The sequence below is a fragment of the Chitinophaga qingshengii genome (assembly GCF_014529935.1).
GTDB classification, from domain to species: Bacteria; Bacteroidota; Bacteroidia; order Chitinophagales; family Chitinophagaceae; genus Chitinophaga; species Chitinophaga qingshengii.
Genome location: NZ_JACVFC010000005.1, coordinates 247578 through 272896, shown reverse-complemented (window position 1 = coordinate 272896; position 25319 = coordinate 247578). Strand labels below are relative to the sequence as shown.

Below are 25319 nucleotides of genomic sequence, written 5' to 3'. Positions count from 1 at the left end.
TTATGCTGATAATAAATGAAATATAAAATATTTTTAAGGGAATTTTAAGGTCGATGATCAATAGGGTAAAAAAACAGGAGAATATTGTATAGGTGACACAAATAACTTCTCTAAAATTCTGCTGGTTTTTTATATAGAAATTTTATAATTTAAAGGAGATCATTCTTTCAAATCATACTATGGCTACCACACGTGCATTTCCTGCCGGCATCATCCTCCTCACCTGGATGATGGCAGGCACCCTCGATCTGTTCTCTGCCTGTTTACAATTTGTATTGATGACCGGCAAAAGTTTTGTGAACGTACTCCTGTTTGTTGCCAGTGGCGTTTTCGGCACGGCGGCATTCAGCGGCAACCCGGCCATGATGTGGTGGGGCGTGCTGTTTCACTATATCATCGCCCTGGGATTCACCCTGCTGTTTTTCGGCCTCTATCCCCGTATACCGGAAATGCGGAGAATACCAGCCGTATCCGGACTGGTATATGGCATCTTTGTATGGCTGGTGATGAACCTCCTGATACTGCCGCTGACCAACATTCCGAAAGGACCTTTCCACCTGGTCAATGTACTGGTGGGCATGTGTATCCTGATGGTAGCAATTGGGTTACCGATGGGACTCATGGCGGGAAAATACTATCAGCACAAAAGTGCATAAAAGAAAAAAGGGCGGGCGTTTCAATCAATAAGCCCGCCCCAGCACATCTTAACAAATGCAAGATGTTGTACCTGTTTATCAACCGTTAACTTTAAAAATGATTTTTACAGCACAGCACTGCCAGCCGGCGCTACGTGAACCGGTCGTATATCTTTTTTATGAAAGCCGGGGAAAGACAGGGCGTTACTGCGGTGATATTGCATGCCCTGGTCCGGATTTTCACAGGTAAATTAATTAACAGAACATGTGATTAAAATGTTCAAAGGGTTGAGAAGGTTTCTCGTAAAGCATTATAAGAGAGCAGAGGAGCAAAGATTTTTATAAGAGAGCAAAGGACTGAAGATCTCCGATATTCGTAATTTAGCCTTTATCATGCAGGCAATCGAATTCATAGACCAGCAATATTTCACCGGCCAGTATCGGTATATCAGTCCATCACCGGACCTGGAGCCGCATGTAGTCTTCTACTGGCTACTGGACCTTCGCCGCCCTTTACCGGATGATGAAGAATTCCGGGAACTGCTGCTGGCCAATATGAACTCGTCGCTGGTACTGAACATGGGCGCTCCCTTCGACATTTGTAATGCGGCAGGGCAACTGCTGCACTCCAGCATCCAAAGCGAATTGATAGGATACCAAACCACCCCTGTCACCTACCGGCATTACGCCAACAACTTCCTGGCAGGCATCAAATTCAAACCGGCCAGTCTCAATTACCTCTTCGGAGTGAAAGGCGCCGACATGCAACGGCAAACACTTTCCGCCCACGACGTACTGACACAGCTACCCGCCCTGGAAGCGGCTGTATACGACGCTCCGGATATGCCCGCCATCAAAACCCTGCTGGAAAAATTCCTGCGCGGCTATGTAGGCGCCGCCACCGGCAACCACCGTTTTGATTATGTACTGCAATCCCTTAATAGTCCGGCTTTACAACAATCCGGTTTCCGGCTGAAAAAACTGGCCGGCCTGCTGTATGTTTCTCCCCGTACACTGGAAAGATATTTTAACGACTCGCTCAACATCAGCCCTAAAAAATGCCTGGCTATCCTGCGCTTCCGGCATGCAGCGGCACAATATATACAACACGGCTACAAGGCTGACTGGGAAGAACTGGGCTACCACGATTTCTCCCATTTCCGCAAGGAATGGCATAAATGGTCCGCCTGAAACTGTCGCTTTTTTACACCACTTATTCCCTACCCTCCCGCTAAGTTTGTGGCTTCACCAAACAACGCCACATATGTTTTCCGATCACCGTCAACGGCTCTCCCGGCAACTGCCTGCCGGAGCTGCCGCTCTCCTTACCGCCAACGATATCATGCCTACCAATGCCGACGGCACCATGCCCTATCACCCGAACGTGAACCTGTATTATCTGACCGGCCTTCAGGAAGAAGATGCCATGCTGGCGCTTTTCCCCGGTCACCCGGACCCTGCGCTGCGCGAAATACTGTTCATCAAACGGGTAGATCAGACCTTCGTGAAATGGCTGGGCAAAAGAGCCGGTAAAGATACCGCCGCACAGATCTCCGGTATCCGCACCGTATATTATACCGACGAGTTCTGGAGCGTCTTGAAAAAAGTACTGCCGTTATGCAGCAGCATATACCTGCATACCAACGAACATGCCCGCTCAGAAAACGAAACGCAGACACGGGAAGACCGGCTCCTGCTCAGCTGCAAACAACTTTATCCACTACATCATTATGAACGCCTCTACCCTATCCTGGCAAGGCAACGCAACGCTAAAACAGCGGAAGAAGCAGCCCTCATCCGCCAGGCGGTAGCCATTACGGAGAAAGGTTTCCGGCGGATACTACGGACCATCCGTCCGGGCCAAACCGGTTTGCAGGTAGCCTCCGAAATGATACACGAATACATGCAAAACAATACCGGATGGGCCGACTATGAGCCCATCGTGGCTTTCGGGGCCGATACCTGTATCCTGCACTACCGCGCCAACGAATCTACCGGTAAAGACGGCGACCTGGTACTCATTGACGCCGCTGCCAGCTGGAAACGCTATAACGCCGATCTGACCCGCACTATCCCGCTGAACGGCCGTTTTACACCCCGGCAAAAAGAACATTACGACGCTGTTTTACGGGTACATAAACAGGTCATGCAACATGTCAGAGCGGGCATCCTCATTAAAGACCTCTGGAAAATCTCCAACAGCCTCCTGCTCGAAGAGCTGGTGGGACTGGGACTTTGCACCACGGCGGATATTGCCAAACACGGTGCGCAGCATTATCTGACCAAACATTGTTACCATAACGTATCCCACTTCCTGGGACTGGATGTACACGACACGGGGTATTACGATGAACCCATGCCTGTTGGTGCGGTCATCACCAACGAACCGGGTATTTATAATGAAGCAGAAGGAATTGGGGTAAGAATAGAAAACAACCTGCTGGTGACAGAAAATGGTTGTGAAGATCTGATGGCCACCATACCAAGAGAGGCAGCGGAGATTGAAGAACTGATGAATATTTAGGAATTTTTTGATTTACGGATTTAGGAATTTTGGGGATTAGTATTTGTTGGATTCTTCCTCCATCAACAATTTAACAAATACCTGATCCCCAAAATTCCTAAATCCGTAAATCAAAAAATCCCTAAATCAAAGTTATTTCAGGGAGTTGATCCACTGTGCAATCTTCGTGGCATCAGCCTGCGGCACCTGTGGCATCGGAGGCATAGGCGTAGCATAACCAGGCCAGTTCTCCGGTTTTGGATTTTTGATCAATGCCAGGATCTGGGCGACGGAATAATTCCTTTTAGCCACTTCCTTAAAGCCCGGACCTACCTGCTTTTTATCTGCATTGTGGCAGGAAGAGCAGGTATATTTGTTCAGCAGCGGCTGAATCTGGGCCAGCGTAGGCGCTTTGGCCGGTTCTGCTTTAGCGGCAGGACCCGGTTTGCCGGATACTTTAGACTCCAGCGCCGGCATTTTGGCGCTGTTCTTTGTGCTTACCTCAGACATGGCCAGGGACGTGCCTTCCGGAATATTGTTCAGCGTATAATACGCATCGGGATGCACCAGTGAATAGGAACCTTCCTGTGAACGTATACCCGTCAGCGATAGCTTATGAATATAATAACGGCGCAGTCCATTCACGATAATACGGGCGCTCATGCCGTCAGCCGCTACTTTTACGCCTTTAATGGTCAGTTTCTCTGTATTCACGGTAGGGCTGCCATATACCGGGTGATATTTATACGTAAAGCTTTCTACCTGGTAAGAAGCCAGATCTTCCGCATATTTTTTATCTACCGGTTGGGTGAAAGTAATGTCGAAACCATCGGGTCTTGCGCTCACCGTTCTCATTTCAAAAGGCACGCGGTTGTTCCATACCAGGCGTTGCAGGCCCTGGTTGGCGTCGCCGGCAGAACCCCAGCCACGGTTGGTTTCACCCACGAAGAGCGAACCGTCTTTCGCCCAGGCCAGGCGCAGTACACCCGACTGGAAGCCGCTTCTGAAATCCCAGGCAGCGCCCTGGTATTCACCGTTTACTTTTTCCAGGAACACCCGCATGATTTTACTTTGTCCCTGATCGCCAACCAATACCTGTTTAGCGAAAGGACCAAAGGCCCCATCCGGGATGGTTACCACCTGTGAGTTGGAAATACCCAGTACGCCGTGTGGCAGCCAAACAGCCGGCAGCTGTACTTCCGGGAAATACTTTTTCATATCGAACAGGGTCACGAATTTTTCGTTCTCCACGTTTTCCGGTTTAATAGCGCGACCGTTGGCATCTTTACGATAGCGGGGATCTACCTTGCTGTACAGTTCTTCCGTGGTGAGTTTCACGGGAGAGTTGGGCAGGTTGGTCCAACGCAGGCCAGCCGGGTGACCGACGAAACTGCCTTTTTTCACATGTACCAGTGCGCCGGAACCCATCCAGTCGCCCTGGTTCTCCGTATAGAACAATTCCCCATCGATGATACCGAGACCGCAGGGAGAACGGAAACCGGTAGCCCAGGGTTCCATTTGACCATCGGCGCTGATATGCATCATCCAGCCACGCCAGGGAACGCGGCTTTCACCACGCCACCATTCTTCATTACCGAAAGCTACGTTGCCGGATACGAAGAAAGAGCCGTCCGGCGCCAGTACGGGACCAAAGCTATATTCATGATAGTGACCGGATAACGGCCAGGCATATACGGTTTCGAACCGGTCAATTTTGCCGTCCATATTGGTATCGGTGAGTTTAGTCAGCTCACCGCGTTGTGCGCAGTAGAGGGAGCCATCTTTCCAGGCGAGGCCCAATACTTCATGCAGACCGGAAGCCACTTTCCTGAAATAGGGCTGGCGGCTGGTGGGATTTTCCACGATGTAGATATCGCCACGGCGGGTAGCGATGCCCAGGTCGCCATTAGGCAACGTACACAGGCCCCCTACTTCCAGCAGGGTACCTTCCGGGGAGCTGATACGGGCAATACGAAAGAAGTCCTCCTCTTTGGGCGACTCCTGTGCCTGTACCGGGTGAATAGCAGTTGTCATCATCAACATACCGGCTGCTATCCCGGCAGTTAATCTTTTATAGTTCAGTTTCATAATACTCGTGCAAGTTTCTGCTTAGAAGATAATGGCATAGCCGATGGCTGTTTTTACCGGTACAATCAGTTCCATTTTTCCCTGTTGACCGCGGATAACGGGTTTCACGCCGTTATTATCCATCTTCACGTACCAGGCTTTATCACCTATCATATAGGTGCCATCCGGTAATTGGGAGATGTTATCGGCAACGGCTATACGCGCATACAGATCGGCCGGTGCGCCGGTTACCTGTAAACTGCGGTGCAGGCCTGTGTTACCGGGCAATACCCGGAACGTATCGCTGACAGCGGCGCCATAGATATCGGAGCGGAAAGCAGGCAGGCCTTCCGGATCGAGGTCGTATCCTTTAGGACGATAACCGGTACCGGTAGTATCTGCCGGCCAGGCAGCATCCGCGGAGCTGAGGCGGGCCAGCGCCATAGCTGGTTTATTGTCCAGGATGCGTACCATACCCAGGGGGCGGGAAGAGCCATCGCCGCGGTCATGCCACATCGGGGTGGTGTTCAGGAACTCGCCGCGCCATACCTGTACGGGTACGGCGTTGTCCATGTCGTAAGTGTAATGCACTTTGGAAGGGCTGCCTACAGAAACGGCGTGTACCACGCGGGAACCGCCTTTCAGGTCCATAAAACTGCGCAGGATCGTGTTTTCCGTAGCAGTTACCAGGATAGGATCGGTAGGATCATCGGCCGGTACGTTGGCATCGCTGATCACGAACTCACGGATAGCGGCTGAACGAATACTAAGTGTAAGGGAGGGTTTAGCCCAATCCGTTGTTTTAGTATACAACGCTTCTACCGGATAGGTGCCGGGAGCCAGTTTTACGTTGCCTTTGGCATCGTTGCGGTTTCCTTTGATAAGCTGGTCATTGATTTTAAGTTGACCGCCGCCACCGGAAGTATGCAGGTTAAAAGTATAGGTACCGGCAGTTTTTATTTCCAGGTTACCGGTGTAGCGCACCAGGAACTGGTTTTCCGGCAAGCCTGGCAGGTTGGAAGTCAGCTGGGTAGCGTCTCCCATGGACTGCGGCCTGATGATTTTAAAGTCCGGCATTTCCTTAAAGCTACCTTTATAAATGGCGTACTGAATGTTTTTCAGTTCCGGTTTAGGCGCGTTATAGGACTGTATTTTGATATTACGGAAAGCCACGGTGCCATGGTCGCCCTGGATACGCAGCGGGCCTTCGGCCACTTCATTGTTTTCCATACCGCCACGGGTGGGGCCGGACAGGACAACATTTTCCTGGATGGTAACGCCGTTGAGTTCTATTTTGAGGATCACCGCATTGGCAATTTTATTGCCGGCCGCATCGAAGCGGGGCGCCTGGAAGGCGATCTTCATATGTTGCCAAAGGCCGGGCGCAAGGCTGGCGTTTTGGCGGGGAGCGTGGCCATCGTAGCCTTGCTGCCCCTGGGGACGATTATTGTCCCAGCGTTCATAGATACCACCGTTGTCGGAAGCGCGGGGTGATGATACGCCCCAGCTGTCGAGCAGCTGAATTTCGTACCTGCCTTGCAGATAGATACCGGAATTGGATTTGGCGGATACCAGGTAATCCAGTTCCAGGTCCAGGTCACCATGTTGCCAGTCGCTGTACAGGTCCTGGCCATGTTTTCCCTTCTCCGGCAGGTTAACCAATACGCCGGTACCACTCGTGGCAGTCAGGGTATTTTCCTTTTGCAGGTCGGCATTAACGTCGCCGGCTATACGCCAGTTGGCAGCCGGTTGTTTGAATCCTGAGAGGTCAGTCAGTGGAGTTGTTTGCTGAGCCATCAGCTGCTGACTGCAGCCAACGCCCATCATGAAGACCAAAGCTTTACCGGGACTGATGCCCATTTGTTTTAACTTCGGACGGAACTCATACCATTTGAGCATAGATGTGTTTGTTTTTCGCATTGCTAATCTTGTGTAGCAATATGCATCCAATGAAAATAATAGCCGTGTGTTGTGATGTTATGTGAGATAGGAAGGGTTATTACTACAGACAGACCCAAAGTGTATATACCTAACGTGGAAAAAATATATACAAACACGCGCGCAAACCATTTTCTGTCTAAAAACAGCAATGGCGTTAATAGCATCCTTCTAATATCCAGCCCACAAATTAGTAACAAAATGGAAAACTCCAACTGCAAAATCGTTATAGCAGATAAAATTTTACACCAACGGCAAATGGAAGGCGATATTTGGCGATAAGCGGAGAGTGTAAATGAGGAATGGTAAAAGGGCGGATTTTATCAAGAGGAGAGCAGGGATATAACAAAAAAATCACGCAGGATAATGTGGAGTTTTAAAACTCCACATCATCACCAATATTTCCGCCTTGTTCTGCGGCAAATTTCTGGGCGTATTCCGCCTGCTTCTGCTGCTGGTAATTCACCCAATACTGTACTTTTTCATAATTGTCGGCTCCCATTTCAGCCTGGTTAACATTGGACCAGTGTACGGCAACTGCCTGGAAATCGCCCAGGGTAATACCGTAATTATCCAGTATCCATTGAGCGCCATCGTAACCGTATTCGTAGGCTGCAATTCTGGCGCCGCTGAGCTCTTCATAAAAATGACGGTCTGTTTTCAGCTTCTCCAGGTTTTGGCTGCCTTCCGCGCTGGTTTGCGGTTTTAAGCCGCTTAATTTGGGATGATTATCCGCCTCGCCAAAATACTGCCCAAACACCGTGATTACCTCGAAGGTTTGGTCCTCCTGCATACGGGTTACCCACAACGCTGCGGCTTCTTCATACACCGCGTTTTCTATACCCAGCGCCTTGAGCAGGTCTTCCTGGGAAATGCCCGAAGCCATTTTGGCGGATATCGTGGCATAGTCATACAGGGAAACACCGTGAATCGGGTCTAATAATGGATTACTCATGTTGTTTTATTTAGTTGTTTAATTGTTCTTTTTTGAATCGAGATAGTCCTGGAGCATCCGCTCATGAAAACGTTCATGCTCTGCCGTTAGTCCGGGGTTGATGTTGTTCCACTCGTCAAACATGGCCCGCAGATAATTTTTATACAGCCGTATGGTTTCATTCCGGGTATTTTCCCAGTGCTGTACCGCGTTTGCCAGTTCAGCTGCCAGTCTTGTTTTTTCCCGGCTGTTTTGTTCGAACGCCATATCCATTTCCAACCGGTGTTTTTTCCGGAACGCATCCTCTTCCAGCTGGCCATTGTGATGACTGGCCTTCAATAAATGCGCGGTTCTTTTTTCGGCCAGTGAACGGCCGAGATGTTCCAGGGATTTTGCCTGTGAGCTGGGCTCGAAGGTATTTTGCGTCTGGCAAAAAGGACAGGCAATGTAAGTAGTGGTAAAATAGATTTTGTCGATGGTTAAACCGCCACCGCATTGTGTACAAAGGAATTTATCCTTAATACGCTCATATTCGTCCAGGATATACTGGTATTTGGCTTCCAGGTCTTCTGAAAAGGTCTCTTCAATTTTTTCCCGGTAATACTGTATCAGGTCTTCCAGCTGCGTGTAACGCTCCTGGCAGGTGTTGCGCATATCCATAAACTGTTGCCTGAGCGCCGCATCTTCCCAGGGAACCTGGTAAAGCATCACCTTCTCTTCCAGCACATCGTAAGCCTTTTTGCGGATACTGTCCACCTGGCCCAGTACGGCCGATTTCATCCGGTGATAGGTTTGTTTGTACGCATCCTCATCGTTATCATTCATTTCCGTTAGTTCAGGAAGGGAAGCCTCTGCAAACTCTTTCAGCTTGATTTCCAGTTTATCGACGAAGGTAACAAAGCGTTGTTGTGTATCCTGCATTTCGCTACGCATGGCAGCGGGGTTATAGTTCATAGCTTGTCTTAATGTTGTGGCGAGTTATCTTCTTTTTTTATGTTGATGCCGTCTGTGAGGGTGACCGAAAGAAATTCAAACCCGCAATAGGCGCAATGAGTGAGGCCATCCTGCTGCATGCGGCCGGCGCCGCAATTAGGACAGTCTCTCGCCTTCATACCGGCGGATTTATCTTCCTGTTCACCGCCATACATTTTCTGCTCACGGGCTTTCTGCTTCATTTTCTCCAACAGGGAAAGGGGCTTTTTATTTTCTTCCATGGCTTACAGTTTGTCGATCAGTTCCGCTTTTTTGGCTTTATACTCCGCTTCGTCAATCAGACTATTCTCAAAAAGGGTCTTCAGCTTTTGGAGCTTAGCGGTGATATCGTCTGTGGCATTTGGAGCCTGGGCCTGTTGCTGTAGCTGGTTCATCATCATGCCAGCCATCATCCCGTTGACCGTAGCCTGATTGGCAACTGTTCCGGGTTGCCCCACAGCGTTGGCCGTGTTAAACTCCTTGTATTTCTCCATGTCGCTCACCATATTCATGTTGGTGATCTTGTCGTAATGGGCAGATACTTCCTCCGGCAGGGTAACGCTGCTGATGGTAAACGTCATCAGTTCGATACCAAACTGTGCGAAATAAGGCTTCAGGGAAGGGGCTACTTTCTTACCCAGTTCGGTAAGGTTCCCCGCCACGTCTTTAACAGACATATTTTCCCGGGCCAGTACTTCCCCGAATTTAGGGGCGATGAAATCCCTTAACTCATGCTGTAACTCAAAAATGCTGAAGGTTTGGTAAGAACCGGCATATTGCCTGAAGAAGGTGGCGAAGTCCCGTATCTGGATATCAAACGTGCCGAAGGCCCGTATCCTCACCTGGCCGAATTCAGGGTCGCGCATCATCACCGGCGCCGGCGTACCCCATTTATTATTGACAAACTGGCGGGTATTGACAAAATAAACATCGGCCTTAAACGGGCTGTTGAAGCCATATTTCCAGCCTTTCAGTTTACTCAGCAGAGGAATATTTTCCGTACTCAGGGTATGCAGACCTGGCGCAAAAACATCGGCCAGCGTACCTTCGTTGAGAAATACCACTGCCTGGGACTCTCTCACGGTTAACTTCGCGCCATTCTTGATTTCTTTGTCTTCGTCCTTGTATTTCCACATCAGCAGATTGGGGTCCGGCGTGGTAGCCTCAATGATTTCAATAAAAGGCAGGTTCATATGCTCGAATATATTAGGTGGTTTAACGCAGGTGTCGGGTTAAAACTGTTCCTCAAGTTAATAATTGTTGCCTGATTACCGGCAATATATTTTCATTAAATAATGCACGCAGGCGTGCATTTGTCAGATACGGGCTTATCTGGTACGATTGTCCGTAAGGGTTATTTTTATTGGCAATAGCCATATATGCTTTCCCGTTCAGCGCATTTTCCACTATATCTACGTCATTTTTATCTATCAGCGAACGTTTAAAATAGCCGGCAAAACTCATAGCGACGACTCCCCTACCAGCCGGAATGTGTATCCGCCTTGCTGCGTTGAAAAATTGGTACAGTAAACCCGGCAATATCAAACTAATAGCGATAGCCAGGGGTAATTGCCAGAAATCTCCCAACCGCATAGCCAGGTATACGCTCAGGCAAAGGAACACCAAACCCGTTACCACAATGCGGACAACCACTTTAGTATAACACCGGTTGGGCGTTACAATCAGCTCCGTCCCCAGCCAATAACACATTTCTTCCTTCATCGTCTTCCCAATACTTTTTCTGTTTCCAATAAAAATGCTTCCGTATGCTTGCTATTCATCAGACTTTGTCCTAATAATAGATCCGTCTGTTTCCCCTCTTTATTTACCAACGCCCAGGCAGAAGAGATCAATATCAGCCCATAAATCCTGTTATTGATGGAAAGGCTGTGAATATCCGACAGCGCAACGGTCTGACCGGGAGCCAGCAGACTGGCTTTTTGGGTAAGGGTCTGATTGCCGGTATCTATCAATACAAAATTGAACATGCGGTTAACAAAGCCAAGGCCAAACATGGTAGCAATACCGGCCGTTAAAAATCCACTAACGCCAGGATATCTGAGAGAAAACCATGCTGCCACTCCAAAGAGGATCAATGCCATGACGATGTATTGCTTTTTCTGGTCTTTCCTTTTAAAGATGTTAGTGCCTACCTGCTGATAAAATTGATAGTTTGTCATGATGATTTAATGGTTTGTTTACCAGCGGTAAAAATCCATGGTTTAGATGTGTTCTCAAAACAATGAACCCCTACAAAGTAGCTACCGGTAAAAAAAACAGCGACTACAAAACGACTACACACAAATCAACACAATAAAAATCAATCAATAATACATAAAATATAAACGGCCTGAGTCCAGTATTATGCTGAGCTCAGGCCGTTTCCTTTGGCGGGTCTTTTGTCTAAGGTCTTCACACGCCTTCCCCGAAGCCAAGCGCACCATGAACTGTTTATAGCCGCAGGCCGAATTTCTCCAGGGCCGCCAGGGTGGTATCATACGCCTGGTGGCAAATGCCGTTGATACCGAGTCCATTGGCCACGTCTACAAACATGGAGCGGTCTTCCAGGTACACCACTTCTGCTGCTGCCACCTGGGCTATGTCCAGCGCAATCCGGTAAATATCCGCATCCGGTTTACGGTAGTGCACAAAACAGGAAGACACAAAAAAATCTACAAAAGTAGAGATACCAAAATAATGGATACGGTGGGTGTTCAGCTCCCGGCCTTCATTATTGACGATAGCGATTTTCAGTTTGTACTTCTCTTTCAGGGCCTTTACCATATCGATCATATCCGGATAGGGAGCCGACCGGGCAAACATAAAATCGCGGAAGGCTTGCCGGGTAAACGAGCGGTCTTCATAAAAAACGACCCGGTTGAGATATTCATCCAGCGTGAGTTTACCTACCTCATAGGTGTCAAAAGTCAGGTGGTGCCGTTCTTCCGTCTCCACCGCATCCAGCTGAAACGTTTCTATCGCCAGTTTGCGGGCTTTACGGTCCCACCCGTTGGTCAGCAGTACGCCGCCAATATCCAGGAATAATGTAGTAATGGGTGTTTGGTTCTCCATGGAATCAGTTAAATTGGTAATGAATTTAGTCATTTTTCTATTTTGATATTTATGTTCCGCTGAAACAGGTCCTTCAGAAGCTATTCATTATCAAAATGAAAAAATAAAAAAATAAAAAATGAATATACGGAAAGCCCAACTGAGCGATATGCCTGCGTTGCGGGACCTCTACCAGGGAACTATCCTGAGTGTCAACAGCAAAGATTATAATCCCGAACAGGTAGCAGCCTGGGCGGCGCGTGGCAACCGGTTGGATTCATTGGAAAAACGGATCAATACCCAGCACTTTTATGTGGCGGAAACAGCGGAGAACGTGATTACTGGTTTTGCATCCCTGGAAGATGACGGGGAATTTGACATGATGTTTGTGCATAAAGATTTTCAGCGGCAGGGGGTGGCCTCCTTACTGGTGGAGCAGATTATCCGTAAAGCGCAGGAACTGCAACTGCCTGTGCTGACGGCTTACGTCAGTATTACAGCCAGGCCATTTTTTGAGAAGAAAGGGTTTACGGTGGTAAGGGCACAAACCGTGGATATTGATGGGGTGGTACTGGATAATTATGAAATGATAAAACATTTATCCATTTGATTATTTAGTTATTGAAGGCATCTCAGATTCTTTCAATAACTAAATAATCAAATAACTAAATTATTTTTTCACTTCCTGAATATACCCGTTGAAAGTGATTGGCTGACGGTTGTTGCTGGTCACCTGTACGGTAGCATAGCCACTGCTGGTAATTGTAACAGCCATATTTTGTATATCCTGATCCTTTGGTTTGATGTTGATGTCCCAACCATCTTTTTTGCGGGGACTAGAGGTATACTGAAAATCTTTCGTCTTAAAGTCAAGTGGAGATTTTGTTGACCCGTAGGGGGCGGAGTAAGCGCGGCCAAAATAAGGCAGATAACTTACCACGGAATCAGGCGTCACGACCAGGTTAAAATCCGGTGTAATCTGTCGTACGCGGCCACTCATAGGCAATGCGCTTTGAGCGATAAACACGAAGGTTTTACTGTCTACCATTGCTTTTACAGCGGCTGTTTTGGCGGCCTCCTTCGCGGCTTTTTCCTGGACCTTTGTCTGTTGGGCATATGCGCCGGTGAAGAGGAAAAGGGAAAGAGAGAGAAAGAACAGTGTTTTGCCTGCAAATGAATGTTTCATAGCATAACGATTTTACATACTATAATGTACGAATATCGTACCAGATCAACAATTATAAATAGGAAACCATGCCCAACCCTTACATTTCATTGTTAAAAACCGCCTGGAAATATGCGCGGAAAGAGCGTAAAAAATACGTGCTCGCCTATACGCTGTTTATACTGGCTAATATTTGTTATTCCCTGAACCCTTTGTTATTTGGATGGTTTATCGGGAAGGTACAACAGGACACTACGAACCTGCCCCGTCATGTGATGATGTTTGCAGGCGCCTACCTGGGCATTCATTTGCTGGAGTGGGCGTTCCACGGCCCTGCCCGGGTTATGGAAAAGGCACTGGCATTCCGGTTGAGCCGTAATTTCCTGCAGGAACGTTACCATCAGGCATTGCACTTGCCGGTAAAATGGCACCAGGACAATCACAGCGGCAGCGTGATCAACCGTATCCGCAAAGGCTATGACGCGTTGAAGGACTTCTTCTCCCACGGCTTTATGTACCTCCATGCCTTGTCAAAACTCGTTATTTCCCTGGTGGCCATGCTGTATTTTTCTCCCTTGTTTGGCGCCATCGGCATCGTGATGGGCGTGGGGTGCGTATTTTTCCTGATCCTGTTCGACAAGCCGTATATCCGTACGCTGGAGGAAATGAATGAAGGAGAACATGTGGTGTCCGCCACTTTGTTCGACAGTCTTTCCAACATCATGACGGTGATTACCCTGCGGCTGGAAAAGAGCATGGAAGCGGGCCTGCTTGGCAAAATCGCCAAAATATGGCCTTCCTACCGGAAAAATGTGATCATCAACGAAACCAAATGGTTTGTAGCAGAAATGATGATCTCCCTGATCTACTGTGTGATGGCTATTGGCTATGTGTTCCAGCATTGGGTGCCGGGTGAAGTGTTTTATGTAGCCGGACTGGTAACCCTGCTGGGGTATGTAAACCAGTTCACCAGCGTGTTCCAGGACGTAGCCTGGCAGTACACTGATATTACCCAGTACAATACTTCCGTAGAAACCGCCCGTAACATCAGTGATGCCTACCAGGAACATCACCGCGCGGATGCCGCTCCCAGTCTGCCGGCTAACTGGCAGACGATCGGTATCAGTCAGCTTAATTTCTCCCATTTGCCCACCTATAACGAAAAGCATGCGCCGCAAAGCCTCCACCAGTTGGCCGTACAGATAGGCCGGGGTAAAAGGATAGCGCTGATCGGGGAAAGCGGCAGCGGTAAAAGTACCTTACTGTCCATACTGAGAGGGCTATACGAACCGGAAGAAGGCAGCCGGGTGACAGTCAACGGAGAGGCGTTCCCGTTAGCCACCATTCATGAGAGTGTGACGTTGTTTCCGCAGGAACCGGAGATCTTCGAAAACACCATTGAGTACAACGTTACCCTGGGGCTTCCCTTCTCCAAAGAAGAAGTGATGGAAGTATGCGAAGCCGCTCATTTCACCGAAGTGGTAAACCTGTTACCAGACGGACTGGCTTCCGATATCCGGGAGAAAGGGGTGAATCTTTCCGGCGGACAAAAGCAACGGCTCGCGCTGGCGAGAGGTATCCTGGCCGCCCGCGATAGTGATGTGATCCTGTTGGACGAGCCCACCAGCAGTGTAGACCCGAAGACCGAGGCCATGATTTATACCAAGATGTTCGGGACATTCTCCGACAAGGCGATTGTATCAGCCATGCACCGTCTGCATCTGTTACCGCAGTTCGATCATATTTATGTGCTGCAACAGGGACGCGTGGTAGCTTCCGGTAACTTCCGCCAATTGCGGGATAACAGCCCTGTTTTCCAGGAGTTGTGGAAACATCAGGAAAACAAATGAATTTTTTAACTAATATTTATTATCATTGCAGCCGCTTTTTCATCCTATGGAGGTTCTCTCCCAGCCTATTTATCACCCTATGAAAACATATGGAGGAAATTTCGCTGTACGATTTAAAGCGCAAACTGAGAACGAGCGAGAACCCGGACGAAGTGATCACCTTATTGCGACGGCATTTGCGGTCCTTCAACCGGCGGGAGTTATCGGAGCTGTTATGCGAGTTACTGGAGTACCAGGAAATTTTTTTTGAAGCTGCTGAACTATTAATAGAAGAAGGCGGCGCCGATATCCGCTATAAAAAGGAAGATATGATCCCCATCATCTTCTGTGCCGTAGGAGCTAACAAGCCCCAGGCGGTGGAGTATGCGCTGAAAAAGGGCGCCACCCTGCAGGTAGACAGTCCGGATTACCTGTATGCCATTGCCTATATTTTCCAGCATCACCGGCTGACAGCCATCACTGATATGTTACTGATCCTGATCCGGCACAATATCCATTTCGATTTTGTGCTGGACAGTCAGGATACGCCGTTATTGCTGGCTACGCGGCACAACAACAACCGGGAAGTGATTGAGTTTTTGCTCGCGGAGGAAGTATGCAAATACGTATATGACGAAAACGGGCTTACCGCCATTCATTACGCCCCTTTTGCCCGTGCGCCCAACCTGTATAAGATTATGATCACCGGGATGGCAGACATACAGGTAAAAACAAAGTTTGCCACCAGCCTGGAACCGGTCGCAGAAGTGGTGATCAGGGTAAGTGAACAGAGTACGTTTGAAGAATTTATCTATGAATCCCTCAATACATTCCTGGTAAACCGCCACCGGATGTACGATGATATTTTTGAGAAATACTATTACCGGCTGCATATGATTGCCGAGCACATTTCACAAATAAAAATGAAGTATGGGGAAGCCGGCTAGAGAATTTGGTATATTCCAATAAAATTGTATATTGTTGGGATTGACCATTTTCCCAAAATCCTAAAAGACCAACAAATGCTTACTTCGTTGACTATCCTGGCAGCTGCTTTTTTTGTAGCACATGTAGGACTGCTTTTCACTTCTTTCGGCAAAAACGGTTTTCAGAAAACCAAATACCTGTGGTCACACATCACCTTGTGGATCACCGGCGTGCTGGCCTGTGTTATCACCTTGTTGTTTGCAGGCAAATCTGTGTCCGGCGTAATCGATGTATTTGATACACCGATGAAGTCATCTTTGTTGATTGTATTGGCACTGGTGTTGTCGCTGATAGCGCATACCATTGTGAAGACAATGGTGTTACCAAAATACCGGTAATATTTACGATTTATGGATTTACGAATTTAAAAAATGCAACCAGGCATCTTTTAAATTCGTAAATCCATAAATCCGTAAATTATTTTTTGATCACCAGTCCCTGATTGGGTACATACTTATCATATTCCATCACGCGGGCCACGCGGAGGGCTTCCTCCTCTCCTTTCAGTTTGGCTACCAGGTGCAGTGCGCCGTCTATCCCTGCGGAAATACCTGCAGTAGTGATGATACGGCCATTATCCACGTAGCGGACATTCTCCAGCACTTTAGCGTTAGGCAGGTGTTTGCGCAGCGTTTCTATCTGGTCGTGGTAGGTGGTGACCGTCTGATTTTCCAGCAGTCCGGCATTACCGAGGATAAAAGCGCCGGTACAAACGGAGAAATAGCGTTCTGTGTTTTTGTCGCGGGATTTGATCCAGGCCATCACTTCCGGATCTTGTGCCGTAGGGCCGGCGTTACCGCCAAAAACCGCGAGGATATCGGCGGGTGGCGCGTCGGCGAGGCTATAGTCGGGAACCACTTTCAGCACGCCCTGGGCCACCAGGGGTTTGTTGGACTTAGCGACCGTAAACACGTCAAAACCGGCATCCGTGAATACTTCCAGGGGACCGGCGAAATCGAGGATTTCAATGCCTTCATACAGGAGGAAACAGATTTTCATACGCTTTTCGAGCTTGTCTTTTTTTATCAGCTTCATACCACAATGCGGGCATTTGCCGGGTTGATGGAAAACGAGGGTATCACAGGGACCGCAGGGCGGACATACATAGTTGGCCTGGCCCTGGGCAAAAAGCAGGCAGGGTGCCAGCAAGAGCATCAGCAGCAGCTGTTTCATACATTAAAAGTTTATACCGCAAAGCTAGGGGCTGGAGCATAGCAGATCGGGACAAGCGGGGGACAAATCAGGCCATTTCCGGCTTCGCTTGTTTGGGGTGGATGAGGCGGCGAAGTTGATGGTGACTTTTAAAACCACATTCTTTGGCTACCCAGGCAGCTTTATGGCCGGATTTGAGCAGCAGCAGGGCCTTTTCCTTGCGCAGCTTCTGGATATAATCGCCAATAGTGGCGCCGGTAGCGGATTTAAAGAGACGGGTGAGGTTACGCGGACTGATAAATACCTGGTCTGCCAGTTCACCGATAGTGAGTTTTTGATGCAGGTGAGCCGCGATATAATCCTGTACGGCATGAACCTGGTGATTTATATGCTGTCTGTTTTGCAGAAAGATGCTATCTTGCGGGGAGGAACCATCGCGGCGCATGGGTACTACCAGTACCTTGGCCAGGAGGCTGGCGAACGCGATACCATGCCGTTCCTCTATGAGAGACAGGGCCATGTCGATACCGGTAGCGATACCGGCGCTGGTATAGATCCGGCCGCTTTTTACAAACAATCGGTTTTCCACCACTTTCAGGCGCGGAAATTGCTGTTGCAGAGAAGTGGTTTGCGCCCAGTGCGTCGTGCACTGTTGACCGTCGAGCAACCCGGCAGCGGCTAATGCGAAGGCCGCAGTACAAACAGAGCAAATCGTGGCGCCGCTGGCAGCAGCAGCCTGTAACCAGGGAATCCATAAGGCATCATCCGCCCGGTTCCAGCGCGTTAGATCCATCCCGGCAATGATCAGGATATCTTCTTTTGTTACGGTTAGGGAAGAAACCGGATCTACCGATGCAAATCCGAGCCCGGACGAACTACCGGGATGCGGATACGGCGAAACATAACGCAGTTCATAGGATTGGCCGCAGCAAACGGCTTCTACGAATACTGTCACTGCACCTGCCAGATCCAACAGGTGTACCCCATCAAAAAGAAAAAATATAACGCGATTGGGTATCATCTGCCGAAATTAGTATATTATTGACAAAAAGTTACGAAAGGTAATATGAACAGGAAAGACGTCTGGAGATACAAATCTCTGGAGCAATTAGAAAACAAACGTTGGGAACCCGCTACAGATAATGATTCCGTATTAACGAAAAGGTGCATCGCTCTCAGCAAAGTACCCGTCATCAAGTTAACAGCCAGCGATCTTAGGGTATTGATAGGGCAATCCTTTAACCCAAACTATCTGGTACCCCTGGCCATTGAAAAACTGAAAGATGACTTGTTCGTTGAAGCAGACCTGTACCCGGGCGATCTGTTAAAGAATGTGCTGGATGTCCCTGCACCTTTTTGGGAAGAACACCAGGAATTACACGCAGACATGAAAAAAATGATTCAGTCACGTGCAGTAGAAGTAGCGTCAGAGATTGACTTACCCGGCTATTGGCAATCATAAGCCGAAAGTTCAACAGGACAAGATCATCCCTCAAAATCGAAAAGTGATAACTGTGGATTAACAGGCTTATCCGAAACAGGACCCGCTTCTCCGAAATTAGACAACGTTATACCCAACAAACGTATCTGCTTATCTTCCGGCCCTGTAGCTGCCAACAATTGTTTGGCCGTATGCAGTATTGTGTCCAGGTCTCCTACGGGATAAGGAAAAGACTGGTTACGGGTGATCTGCTTAAAATCACTGTACTTGATTTTTAGCGTGATGGTACGCCCTTTCAGACTGTAGCGCTCCAGCCTGTCATACACAGTGCGTGCAATTTTTTCCAGCTCCGCATGCATCTCTTCCACTACCGTCAGGTCGTAGGGAAAGGTATCTTCTGCGCCCAAAGATTTGGTTTCGCGGTGTGGCTGCACCGCCCGGTTGTCTATTCCCCGCACAATCTGGTAATAAAAAGCACCCACCTTACCGAAATATTGTTTCAGCTCCTGCTCGGATAACTTCTTCAGATCACCACCCGTAAAAAGCCCCATCCGCTTCATTTTATCGGCTGTTACCTTGCCTACGCCATGAAACTTTTCTACCGGCAGCTGCTCCATAAACGCTTCAATGGCGGAAGGCCCGATAAACGTAAAGCCATCCGGCTTATTCAGGTCGGAAGCAATCTTCGCCACAAACTTGTTGATGGAAACACCCGCCGAAGCAGTCAACTGCAACTCCTCCCGGATGGCGAGCTTGATTTGTTTGGCAATCTCAATAGCGGAACCAATATGCAACTTATCTTCCGTTACATCCAGATAGGCTTCATCGAGGGACAGCGGTTCAATCAGATCGGTATAGCGTGCAAAAATCTCGCGGATCTTTCGGGAAACTTCTTTGTAGGCATCAAAACGGGGCCGCACAAAAATAATATCGGGGTATAACTGCAAGGCCCGCCTGGAAGACATGGCCGAACGGATGCCGTATTTCCGCGCTTCATAACTGGCCGTCGCCACCACGCCTCTACCCTCCGGCGATCCGCCCACCGCAATGGCTTTGCCACGGTATTGCGGATTGTCACGCTGCTCTACCGACGCATAAAAGGCGTCCATATCGATGTGAATAATTTTACGCGGTATGTTGTTTTCAGTCTGTTCCATGGGTCCCCCTGCCGGCATTGTAAAGATAATACAAAAGTGACTGCTGAAACGGTTTACCAAACCTGCCAAATGGTTTGAAAGTCGTAATTTCATACCATGGCTATAATAGAAACACTGGAGCATTTTTACCGGGAAAGAATCGGCCGGACGCCTGAAAGCCTGCGCCCCGGCGCCGGGCATTTTAACATTTTCAAAACAGATTATACCATTGACCGGCACCTGCCCGATCCTGCCGCCTACAGACGCCGTGATTTCTATAAAATCATCCTCTCCCACGGTAAAAGTGAATTGCACTTTGCCGACAAAACGGTACAGGTACAACAACAGGCGCTCATCTTCCTTAACCCGCAAATACCCTACAGCGCAGACCTTTCAGCCGTTAACAACAGTTTCTGCCTTGTCTTCAACCAACATTTTTTCCATCGCTACGGTCAGCTTCAGGAATACCCGGTATATCAACCAGGCGGTACACATGCCTTTGAGCTCACCAGCGAACAGGTAACCCAGGTGACCCACATTTTCCGGCGTATGCTGGAAGAAAAAGCCTCTTCCTACGTTTATAAATATGATGTACTGCGTAACCTCGTCCTGGAACTGATTCATTTTGCGTTAAAAACACAACTTACCGCCGCCGTGCAGGTACCCCCCAAACGCAACGCAGCGGAACGGATTACCACCCTTTTTACCACGCTGCTGGAGCGTCACTACAGCATTGACGACGTGGCCCAGCAAGTCACCCTCCGCTCTGCGGCAGACTTCGCCCGGCACATGAACATCCATGTCAATCATCTGAACCGGGCTTTAAAAGCCGCTACCGGTCAAACCACCTCGCAGATTATTGCGGAGCGCTGCCTGCTGGAAGCCCGTACCCTGCTCAAACAAAGTCACTGGACCGTCGCCGAAATCGCTTACGCACTAGGCTTTTTGGAACCCGCCCACTTTAACGCCTTCTTCAAAAAACACACCGGCACCTCCCCTGCCAAATTCAGGAATGTTTGAATTTCGAAATAGATTGTTTGCATCTTGCTTTTCCTCCCTCCTCCTGTAGATGACCTTTGCTTATCTCATTTAATAAAACCGGATAAGCATGAAAACAAGAAAATTAAACACCCTGGAGGTATCCGCCATTGGTTACGGATGTATGGGGCTCAGCATGGGATATGGCACAACGCCGGACAAACAGGAGGCTATCCAACTGCTGCAGTATGCCTACGATCAGGGATATACGTTTTTTGATACCGCCGAAAGATATGCCATGGGCGCCAACGAAGCACTTGTCGGAGAAGCGTTGCAATCTGTACGGAACAAGGTCGTCATCGCCACAAAATTTATGATAGAAAAAAATGACATAGGCGATTATTCCCCCCAAAACCTGTTGCACCATCTCCGGCAGAAACTGGAAAACTCCTTAAACAGATTACGCACCGATCGCGTAGAATTATATTACCAGCATAGGGTCAACAAAGACATCCCTGTTGAGGACATCGCCTGGGCCATGGGCGAACTGATCCGGGAAGGTAAAATACTGGGCTGGGGCCAGTCACAGTCCACCGCCGACGAGATCCGCCGCGCACATGCCGTTACACCACTCACCGCTATTCAAAGCGAATACTCCATCATGGAACGAAGGTTCGAAACCGACGTGATCCCGGTTTGTGAAGAACTGCAGATCGGCTTTGTACCCTTCTCCCCTTTGGCTAATGGTTTCCTCTCCGGTAAAATCAGCGCCGACACGGAGTTTAAAGGTATCGACGCCCGCAGGGTGATCACCCGTTTTGATAAAGAAAATATCAAAGCCAACCAGCCACTACTGGACACCCTGCATCGGTTTGCACAAACGAAAGACGCCACACCGGCACAGATCTCACTAGCCTGGATGCTGCATAAAAAAGATTTCATCGTGCCTATACCGGGATCACGCAAACGGGAAAGAATACACGAAAATGCTGGCGCGGCAGCGGTAACGCTGACGGATGAGGAGTTTACAGAAATTGAAAATGCGCTGTCAGTGGTGCAGATTTATGGTAACAGGGCGGATGAGGATATTGCGAAATTAAGGACGCTGAGCGCGGAGTGAAATTCAGGATGTTAATAAAAAGGCCAACCTTTTCGGTTGGCCTTTTTATTAATATTATCAGATATCAAATAACCGGTTTCACCCAGAAACTATATTCCTGGTTGCGGAACGGTATCCGATACTGCTCCAGCGGCCAGGCGCCCCAGCTGTCGATACCCTGCACACCGGTTTGTTGTAAGTCAATGTGCATGTATATTTCCGGCCGGGCTACCAGTTCACCGGAGTGATATTGTTTTTTATCGGCTTCTGGGTCCAGGTCATCCAGGCTATAAGGCAGTGCGGAGAAATTCAACAGACTGTCGGCGTATTCAAAGCGGAGACCTTTACCTTTTTTATTGGTCATCGTTACCCAACGAACATCTGATTTGTTACCGCTTTCCTGTGGTCTTGCATACGGGAAGTATTGCTGATCCACGGTTTGATGATACAGACCAATGAAGGAAGCTGTTTTCCTGTCCCGGTAGTTTTCCCAGGGACCGCGGCCGTAAAAATCGATTTGACTAAGTTGCTGTTGCAGTTGTATATCATTACCCATACGCAGCATCAGCGGATTTTTCCCTTTTACGGCGGTGAAAGCGTTGGTTACTTTCAGACTGCCATCACCATATACCGCGATGGTTTGTGTAATGATGGCTTCTCCATCCACCAGTTCTTTTTTCAGCACCACTTCATATCCATCCGCTGTTTTATTGACGGTAGCTTCCAGCAGTTTACCGCTGGCATAGGCGTTGCGCCATTTACGCAGGGAATGATTAAAGTTGGCTCCGATGTCGTTATCGGTAGGCGCGCGCCAGAAAGCGGGCTGCAGACCGCCTTTCAGCAGTCGTTCTCCTTTCAGTTCGTATTGTTCCAGCATGCCTTGTTGCAGGTTGAAGCTCACCGCAAAACCACTGCCTTTGATCACCGCGTGACCAGCATCCTGTTGGAGGGAGAGCTGTCCGCCTTTGATAGTGGCGGGTACGATGGCTTGCCCTTTACCCCAGGCAAATTGTTCGTCGGCTATTTCAAAACCGGCCGGCAGGAAAGGTTCTGCCTTTTTCAACTGGTAACGTACATTCAGGAAATATTCTTTCCCGGTACGAACGCCATTTTTCACCGGCAGGTTGATGGTAGCCGTTTGTTGTGGCGCAATATTCAGGTCTCTGATGATACCTTTTTCCACCACCTTACCCTCTTCCAGCAGTTCCCAGCTAAGTTGATAGTTGGACAAGTCGCGGAAGAAATAACCGTTACGTACCACGACTGCATTATTGCCGTTGTAGCTGCTCTTAATATGCTGATATACTTTTTTCACTTCTACAGCCATAGGGGTGAGACCACGATGCGCGGTTACCACACCTTTTACGCAGAAGTTGTTATCGCTGAAAGTCTCGTTCACCGGGCCGCTCAGCGGAAAGTCGCCGCCATAGGCCAGGATACGTTTGCCGTTTTTCACGGTATCGATGCCCTGGTCAATCCACTCCCAGATAAAGCCTCCCTGCAGGAAAGGATGGTTTTCAATCGCCGTCCAGTATTCCTGGAAGTTACCGAGACTGTTGCCCATGATATGCGCATACTCACTCATGATCATAGGCCGGTCGGGATTGCGTTTGGAATATTTCACCAGCCAGTCCGGATCGGGATATTGCGGTACAATGATGTCTGTATTGTAATCCCATTCAGCGCGCTCATACTGTACGGGGCGGGTATCGTGTATTTTCAGCCAGTCGTAGGCCTCGTAGAAGTTGGTACCGTTGCCCGCTTCGTTACCCAGTGACCAGGTAATTACACTGGGGTGGTTTTTATCGCGTTCGTACATGCGCAGTATCCTTTCCAGGTGCGGCATGCGCCATTGTTTATCATTAGCCAGCGTATAGGCGAGATCGTAGTATCGGCCGTGAGATTCGATATTGGCTTCATCGATCACATACAAACCATACTCATCGCAAAGCTCCATCCAGTAAGGGTCCGGCGGGTAGTGTGAATGACGTACCGCGTTTACGTTGAGCTGTTTCATCATCTCCATATCCTTGCGCATATCTTCATGGGTGAGGGTATGGCCCTGGGTAGCGTTGTGTTCGTGGCGGTTCACCCCTTTGAGGAACACGCGTTTACCGTTGACGAGGAAGTTACGGTCTTTCAGTTCAATGCTGCGGAAGCCGATACGTTGCGGCACTACTTCCAGTACTTCGCCGGTTTTGTTTTTCAGCGTCAGGTAGAGGGTGTAGAGATAAGGTATCTCAGCAGACCAGCTTTGTACGCCGGGTACTTCCCGGTGAAACTGCACATTGGTTTTGTAGTTGCCCAACACCGGCCGCTGACCGCTGTTTTCTTCTTTCAGCACTGTTTTGCCGGCAGCGTCTACCAGTTCCATTGCTACGGTAAAGGTATCCGGTTTACTGTGGTTGGTCTTTTTATCGATACGGTAGTTGGTTACTTCCAGGTTGATGTCCAGGATACCGTTAGTGTAGGATTTATCCAGCGATGCGGCAATTTTGAAGTCGCGCATGTCCAGTTTGGGTGTAGCGTACAGGTACACATCGCGTTCGATACCGGAGATACGCCACATATCCTGACATTCGAGGTAAGAGCCATCGCTCCAGCGGTATACCTGTAATGCCACTACGTTCTGACCCGGCTTCACAAAGCGGGTAATATCGAATTCCGCCGCCAGTTTACTATCTTCACTATAACCTACTTTCTCTCCGTTGATCCAGATAAAGAAAGCTGATTTAACGGCTCCCAGGTGGATGAAGACCTGTTTACCGTCCCAGTCTTTCGGCAGCTCAAATTTTTTACGGTAAGAACCCACAGGGTTATTATCTTCCGGAATATCGTAAGGTGGTTTCAGGGCAGCGCCCATTTTAGCACGGCCGGTAAACTCATAGGGGTGGTTAACGTAGATAGGCAGGCCATAACCGTTTACTTCCCAGTTGGCGGGCACTTTAAAATTATCCCAGCCACTGTCGTTGTAGTCTGGTTGGTAGAAGTCCTGCGGCCGTTTGCGGGGGTCTTGTACCCAGTTGAATTTCCAGGTACCGTTGAGTGACAGGAAATTACCGGATTTCGTTTTATCACGCTGGTCTGCCAGCGTTTTATTTTCAAAGGCAAAGGCCGATGCCCGCATGGGCATACGGTTAACGGACACCACTTCCGGTGTCTGTAATTCGGACGGAAGCTGTTGCGCCCACCCTGCCGCAGTGGCAGCGATAAACGCCAGGGTAAGTAGTGTTTTTTTCATTGTTCTGTTTTCGTTGTGCTGTACTACCTGGTAAGAAGTGTACAAAATACATGTAATTATAGAGAATACCAACAAAGATGGATGACCGGAAACGAACAATCAACGATTAAAAACGAACACATAGTTTTATTATAATATATAGATCTACCTAATTTAAAAGCAATCACATCTCCGGCATCCTATTGGCCGGC

The 25319-nt window shown here is 48.8% G+C and carries 24 protein-coding genes; 10 read left to right on the top strand and 14 right to left on the bottom strand.

Annotated elements, in window-relative coordinates:
* Window positions 1-179: 179 nt before the first annotated feature.
* The 3 genes from ICL07_RS28180 (at window position 180) to ICL07_RS28170 (ending at window position 3159) form a co-directional block, all read left to right on the top strand.
* On the top strand, window positions 180-656 hold the full coding sequence (locus ICL07_RS28180) for a hypothetical protein (protein ID WP_188091407.1): 477 nt from the start codon (window positions 180-182) through the stop codon (window positions 654-656).
* A gap of 372 nt (window positions 657-1028) precedes the next feature.
* Window positions 1029-1826 carry a helix-turn-helix domain-containing protein gene (locus tag ICL07_RS28175; protein ID WP_188091406.1) on the top strand — a complete coding sequence of 266 codons (798 nt, stop codon included), beginning with the start codon at window positions 1029-1031 and terminating at the stop codon, window positions 1824-1826.
* 73 nt (window positions 1827-1899) lie between these two features.
* Window positions 1900-3159, top strand: a complete 1260-nt coding sequence (locus ICL07_RS28170) for an aminopeptidase P family protein (RefSeq protein WP_188091405.1) — start codon at window positions 1900-1902, stop codon at window positions 3157-3159.
* Between the two features lie 132 nt (window positions 3160-3291).
* On the opposite strand, the gene ICL07_RS28165 is transcribed toward ICL07_RS28170, so the two are convergent.
* The 9 genes from ICL07_RS28165 to ICL07_RS28125 all read right to left on the bottom strand — a co-directional run bounded on the left by ICL07_RS28165 (window position 3292) and on the right by ICL07_RS28125 (window position 12154).
* Window positions 3292-5226: a c-type cytochrome gene (locus tag ICL07_RS28165; RefSeq protein ID WP_223152128.1), complete on the bottom strand. Its 1935-nt coding sequence runs from the start codon at window positions 5224-5226 to the stop codon at window positions 3292-3294.
* A 21-nt stretch (window positions 5227-5247) separates the two neighbouring features.
* A complete protein-coding gene (locus ICL07_RS28160; protein ID WP_223152127.1) occupies window positions 5248-7104 on the bottom strand; it encodes a 3-keto-alpha-glucoside-1,2-lyase-like domain-containing protein in 1857 nt (618 codons plus the stop codon).
* Between the two features lie 415 nt (window positions 7105-7519).
* On the bottom strand, window positions 7520-8098 hold the full coding sequence (locus ICL07_RS28155) for a DUF6620 family protein (RefSeq protein WP_188091404.1): 579 nt from the start codon (window positions 8096-8098) through the stop codon (window positions 7520-7522).
* An 18-nt stretch (window positions 8099-8116) separates the two neighbouring features.
* A complete protein-coding gene (locus tag ICL07_RS28150; RefSeq protein ID WP_188091403.1) occupies window positions 8117-9031 on the bottom strand; it encodes a hypothetical protein in 915 nt (304 codons plus the stop codon).
* Window positions 9032-9039: 8 nt separating this feature from the next.
* Window positions 9040-9291, bottom strand: coding sequence for a hypothetical protein (locus ICL07_RS28145; protein ID WP_188091402.1), 252 nt, complete (start codon window positions 9289-9291; stop codon window positions 9040-9042).
* Window positions 9292-9294: 3 nt separating this feature from the next.
* Window positions 9295-10242 carry an SPFH domain-containing protein gene (locus tag ICL07_RS28140; protein ID WP_188091401.1) on the bottom strand — a complete coding sequence of 316 codons (948 nt, stop codon included), beginning with the start codon at window positions 10240-10242 and terminating at the stop codon, window positions 9295-9297.
* Between the two features lie 52 nt (window positions 10243-10294).
* Window positions 10295-10771: a hypothetical protein gene (locus tag ICL07_RS28135; protein ID WP_188091400.1), complete on the bottom strand. Its 477-nt coding sequence runs from the start codon at window positions 10769-10771 to the stop codon at window positions 10295-10297.
* The gene (locus ICL07_RS28130; protein ID WP_188091399.1) at window positions 10768-11229 is read right to left on the bottom strand and encodes a hypothetical protein; all 462 of its coding nucleotides are present in this window, start codon (window positions 11227-11229) and stop codon (window positions 10768-10770) included. Before ICL07_RS28130 ends, ICL07_RS28135 begins: the two co-directional genes overlap by 4 nt.
* Before the next feature lie 271 nt (window positions 11230-11500).
* Complete coding sequence (locus ICL07_RS28125; protein WP_246485191.1) at window positions 11501-12154, bottom strand: HAD family hydrolase; 654 nt, start codon at window positions 12152-12154, stop codon at window positions 11501-11503.
* Window positions 12155-12239: 85 nt separating this feature from the next.
* Here ICL07_RS28125 and ICL07_RS28120 point away from each other — a divergent pair, with 85 nt between their 5' ends.
* Window positions 12240-12710, top strand: a complete 471-nt coding sequence (locus tag ICL07_RS28120; protein WP_188091398.1) for a GNAT family N-acetyltransferase — start codon at window positions 12240-12242, stop codon at window positions 12708-12710.
* Window positions 12711-12770: 60 nt separating this feature from the next.
* Here ICL07_RS28120 and ICL07_RS28115 read toward each other — a convergent pair whose 3' ends face one another.
* Window positions 12771-13286 (bottom strand): DUF4251 domain-containing protein, encoded by a 516-nt coding sequence (locus ICL07_RS28115; RefSeq protein WP_188091397.1) that lies wholly within the window; start codon window positions 13284-13286, stop codon window positions 12771-12773.
* Between the two features lie 68 nt (window positions 13287-13354).
* Between ICL07_RS28115 and ICL07_RS28110 the strand changes: the two genes are divergently transcribed.
* From ICL07_RS28110 to ICL07_RS28100, 3 genes are all read left to right on the top strand, one after another.
* Entirely contained in the window at window positions 13355-15115 is a 1761-nt protein-coding gene (locus ICL07_RS28110) for an ABC transporter ATP-binding protein (protein WP_188091396.1), read from the top strand.
* An 89-nt stretch (window positions 15116-15204) separates the two neighbouring features.
* Entirely contained in the window at window positions 15205-16041 is an 837-nt protein-coding gene (locus tag ICL07_RS28105) for an ankyrin repeat domain-containing protein (protein ID WP_188091395.1), read from the top strand.
* A gap of 75 nt (window positions 16042-16116) precedes the next feature.
* Window positions 16117-16419 carry a hypothetical protein gene (locus ICL07_RS28100; protein WP_188091394.1) on the top strand — a complete coding sequence of 101 codons (303 nt, stop codon included), beginning with the start codon at window positions 16117-16119 and terminating at the stop codon, window positions 16417-16419.
* 79 nt (window positions 16420-16498) lie between these two features.
* Here the strand turns inward: ICL07_RS28100 and ICL07_RS28095 are convergent, their stop codons facing one another.
* Together ICL07_RS28095 and ICL07_RS28090 are read right to left on the bottom strand one after the other, a co-directional pair.
* Window positions 16499-17254, bottom strand: a complete 756-nt coding sequence (locus tag ICL07_RS28095) for a DJ-1/PfpI family protein (RefSeq protein WP_188091393.1) — start codon at window positions 17252-17254, stop codon at window positions 16499-16501.
* A 67-nt stretch (window positions 17255-17321) separates the two neighbouring features.
* Complete coding sequence (locus ICL07_RS28090; protein WP_188091392.1) at window positions 17322-18254, bottom strand: GlxA family transcriptional regulator; 933 nt, start codon at window positions 18252-18254, stop codon at window positions 17322-17324.
* Between the two features lie 45 nt (window positions 18255-18299).
* Here ICL07_RS28090 and ICL07_RS28085 point away from each other — a divergent pair, with 45 nt between their 5' ends.
* Complete coding sequence (locus ICL07_RS28085; protein WP_188091391.1) at window positions 18300-18695, top strand: contact-dependent growth inhibition system immunity protein; 396 nt, start codon at window positions 18300-18302, stop codon at window positions 18693-18695.
* 23 nt (window positions 18696-18718) lie between these two features.
* Here ICL07_RS28085 and dinB read toward each other — a convergent pair whose 3' ends face one another.
* A complete protein-coding gene (gene dinB / locus ICL07_RS28080; protein WP_188091390.1) occupies window positions 18719-19831 on the bottom strand; it encodes a DNA polymerase IV in 1113 nt (370 codons plus the stop codon).
* 96 nt (window positions 19832-19927) lie between these two features.
* Here dinB and ICL07_RS28075 point away from each other — a divergent pair, with 96 nt between their 5' ends.
* A complete protein-coding gene (locus ICL07_RS28075) occupies window positions 19928-20830 on the top strand; it encodes a helix-turn-helix domain-containing protein (RefSeq protein ID WP_188091389.1) in 903 nt (300 codons plus the stop codon).
* A gap of 88 nt (window positions 20831-20918) precedes the next feature.
* Window positions 20919-21908: an aldo/keto reductase gene (locus tag ICL07_RS28070; RefSeq protein ID WP_188091388.1), complete on the top strand. Its 990-nt coding sequence runs from the start codon at window positions 20919-20921 to the stop codon at window positions 21906-21908.
* Window positions 21909-21972: 64 nt separating this feature from the next.
* Here the strand turns inward: ICL07_RS28070 and lacZ are convergent, their stop codons facing one another.
* On the bottom strand, window positions 21973-25128 hold the full coding sequence (gene lacZ, locus ICL07_RS28065; protein WP_188091387.1) for a beta-galactosidase, LacZ type: 3156 nt from the start codon (window positions 25126-25128) through the stop codon (window positions 21973-21975).
* Window positions 25129-25319 lie beyond the last annotated feature (191 nt).

What these genes read in the sequence shown, in the direction of transcription:
- ICL07_RS28180 (WP_188091407.1), top strand. Translation starts at nt 180, where the DNA reads ATGGCTACCACACGTGCATTTCCTGCCGGCATCATCCTCCTCACCTGG.
- ICL07_RS28175 (WP_188091406.1), top strand. Translation starts at nt 1,029, where the DNA reads ATGCAGGCAATCGAATTCATAGACCAGCAATATTTCACCGGCCAGTAT.
- ICL07_RS28170 (WP_188091405.1), top strand. Translation starts at nt 1,900, where the DNA reads ATGTTTTCCGATCACCGTCAACGGCTCTCCCGGCAACTGCCTGCCGGA.
- ICL07_RS28165 (WP_223152128.1), bottom strand. Translation starts at nt 5,226, where the DNA reads ATGAAACTGAACTATAAAAGATTAACTGCCGGGATAGCAGCCGGTATG.
- ICL07_RS28160 (WP_223152127.1), bottom strand. Translation starts at nt 7,104, where the DNA reads ATGCTCAAATGGTATGAGTTCCGTCCGAAGTTAAAACAAATGGGCATC.
- ICL07_RS28155 (WP_188091404.1), bottom strand. Translation starts at nt 8,098, where the DNA reads ATGAGTAATCCATTATTAGACCCGATTCACGGTGTTTCCCTGTATGAC.
- ICL07_RS28150 (WP_188091403.1), bottom strand. Translation starts at nt 9,031, where the DNA reads ATGAACTATAACCCCGCTGCCATGCGTAGCGAAATGCAGGATACACAA.
- ICL07_RS28145 (WP_188091402.1), bottom strand. Translation starts at nt 9,291, where the DNA reads ATGGAAGAAAATAAAAAGCCCCTTTCCCTGTTGGAGAAAATGAAGCAG.
- ICL07_RS28140 (WP_188091401.1), bottom strand. Translation starts at nt 10,242, where the DNA reads ATGAACCTGCCTTTTATTGAAATCATTGAGGCTACCACGCCGGACCCC.
- ICL07_RS28135 (WP_188091400.1), bottom strand. Translation starts at nt 10,771, where the DNA reads ATGAAGGAAGAAATGTGTTATTGGCTGGGGACGGAGCTGATTGTAACG.
- ICL07_RS28130 (WP_188091399.1), bottom strand. Translation starts at nt 11,229, where the DNA reads ATGACAAACTATCAATTTTATCAGCAGGTAGGCACTAACATCTTTAAA.
- ICL07_RS28125 (WP_246485191.1), bottom strand. Translation starts at nt 12,154, where the DNA reads ATGACTAAATTCATTACCAATTTAACTGATTCCATGGAGAACCAAACA.
- ICL07_RS28120 (WP_188091398.1), top strand. Translation starts at nt 12,240, where the DNA reads ATGAATATACGGAAAGCCCAACTGAGCGATATGCCTGCGTTGCGGGAC.
- ICL07_RS28115 (WP_188091397.1), bottom strand. Translation starts at nt 13,286, where the DNA reads ATGAAACATTCATTTGCAGGCAAAACACTGTTCTTTCTCTCTCTTTCC.
- ICL07_RS28110 (WP_188091396.1), top strand. Translation starts at nt 13,355, where the DNA reads ATGCCCAACCCTTACATTTCATTGTTAAAAACCGCCTGGAAATATGCG.
- ICL07_RS28105 (WP_188091395.1), top strand. Translation starts at nt 15,205, where the DNA reads ATGGAGGAAATTTCGCTGTACGATTTAAAGCGCAAACTGAGAACGAGC.
- ICL07_RS28100 (WP_188091394.1), top strand. Translation starts at nt 16,117, where the DNA reads ATGCTTACTTCGTTGACTATCCTGGCAGCTGCTTTTTTTGTAGCACAT.
- ICL07_RS28095 (WP_188091393.1), bottom strand. Translation starts at nt 17,254, where the DNA reads ATGAAACAGCTGCTGCTGATGCTCTTGCTGGCACCCTGCCTGCTTTTT.
- ICL07_RS28090 (WP_188091392.1), bottom strand. Translation starts at nt 18,254, where the DNA reads ATGATACCCAATCGCGTTATATTTTTTCTTTTTGATGGGGTACACCTG.
- ICL07_RS28085 (WP_188091391.1), top strand. Translation starts at nt 18,300, where the DNA reads ATGAACAGGAAAGACGTCTGGAGATACAAATCTCTGGAGCAATTAGAA.
- dinB (WP_188091390.1), bottom strand. Translation starts at nt 19,831, where the DNA reads ATGGAACAGACTGAAAACAACATACCGCGTAAAATTATTCACATCGAT.
- ICL07_RS28075 (WP_188091389.1), top strand. Translation starts at nt 19,928, where the DNA reads ATGGCTATAATAGAAACACTGGAGCATTTTTACCGGGAAAGAATCGGC.
- ICL07_RS28070 (WP_188091388.1), top strand. Translation starts at nt 20,919, where the DNA reads ATGAAAACAAGAAAATTAAACACCCTGGAGGTATCCGCCATTGGTTAC.
- lacZ (WP_188091387.1), bottom strand. Translation starts at nt 25,128, where the DNA reads ATGAAAAAAACACTACTTACCCTGGCGTTTATCGCTGCCACTGCGGCA.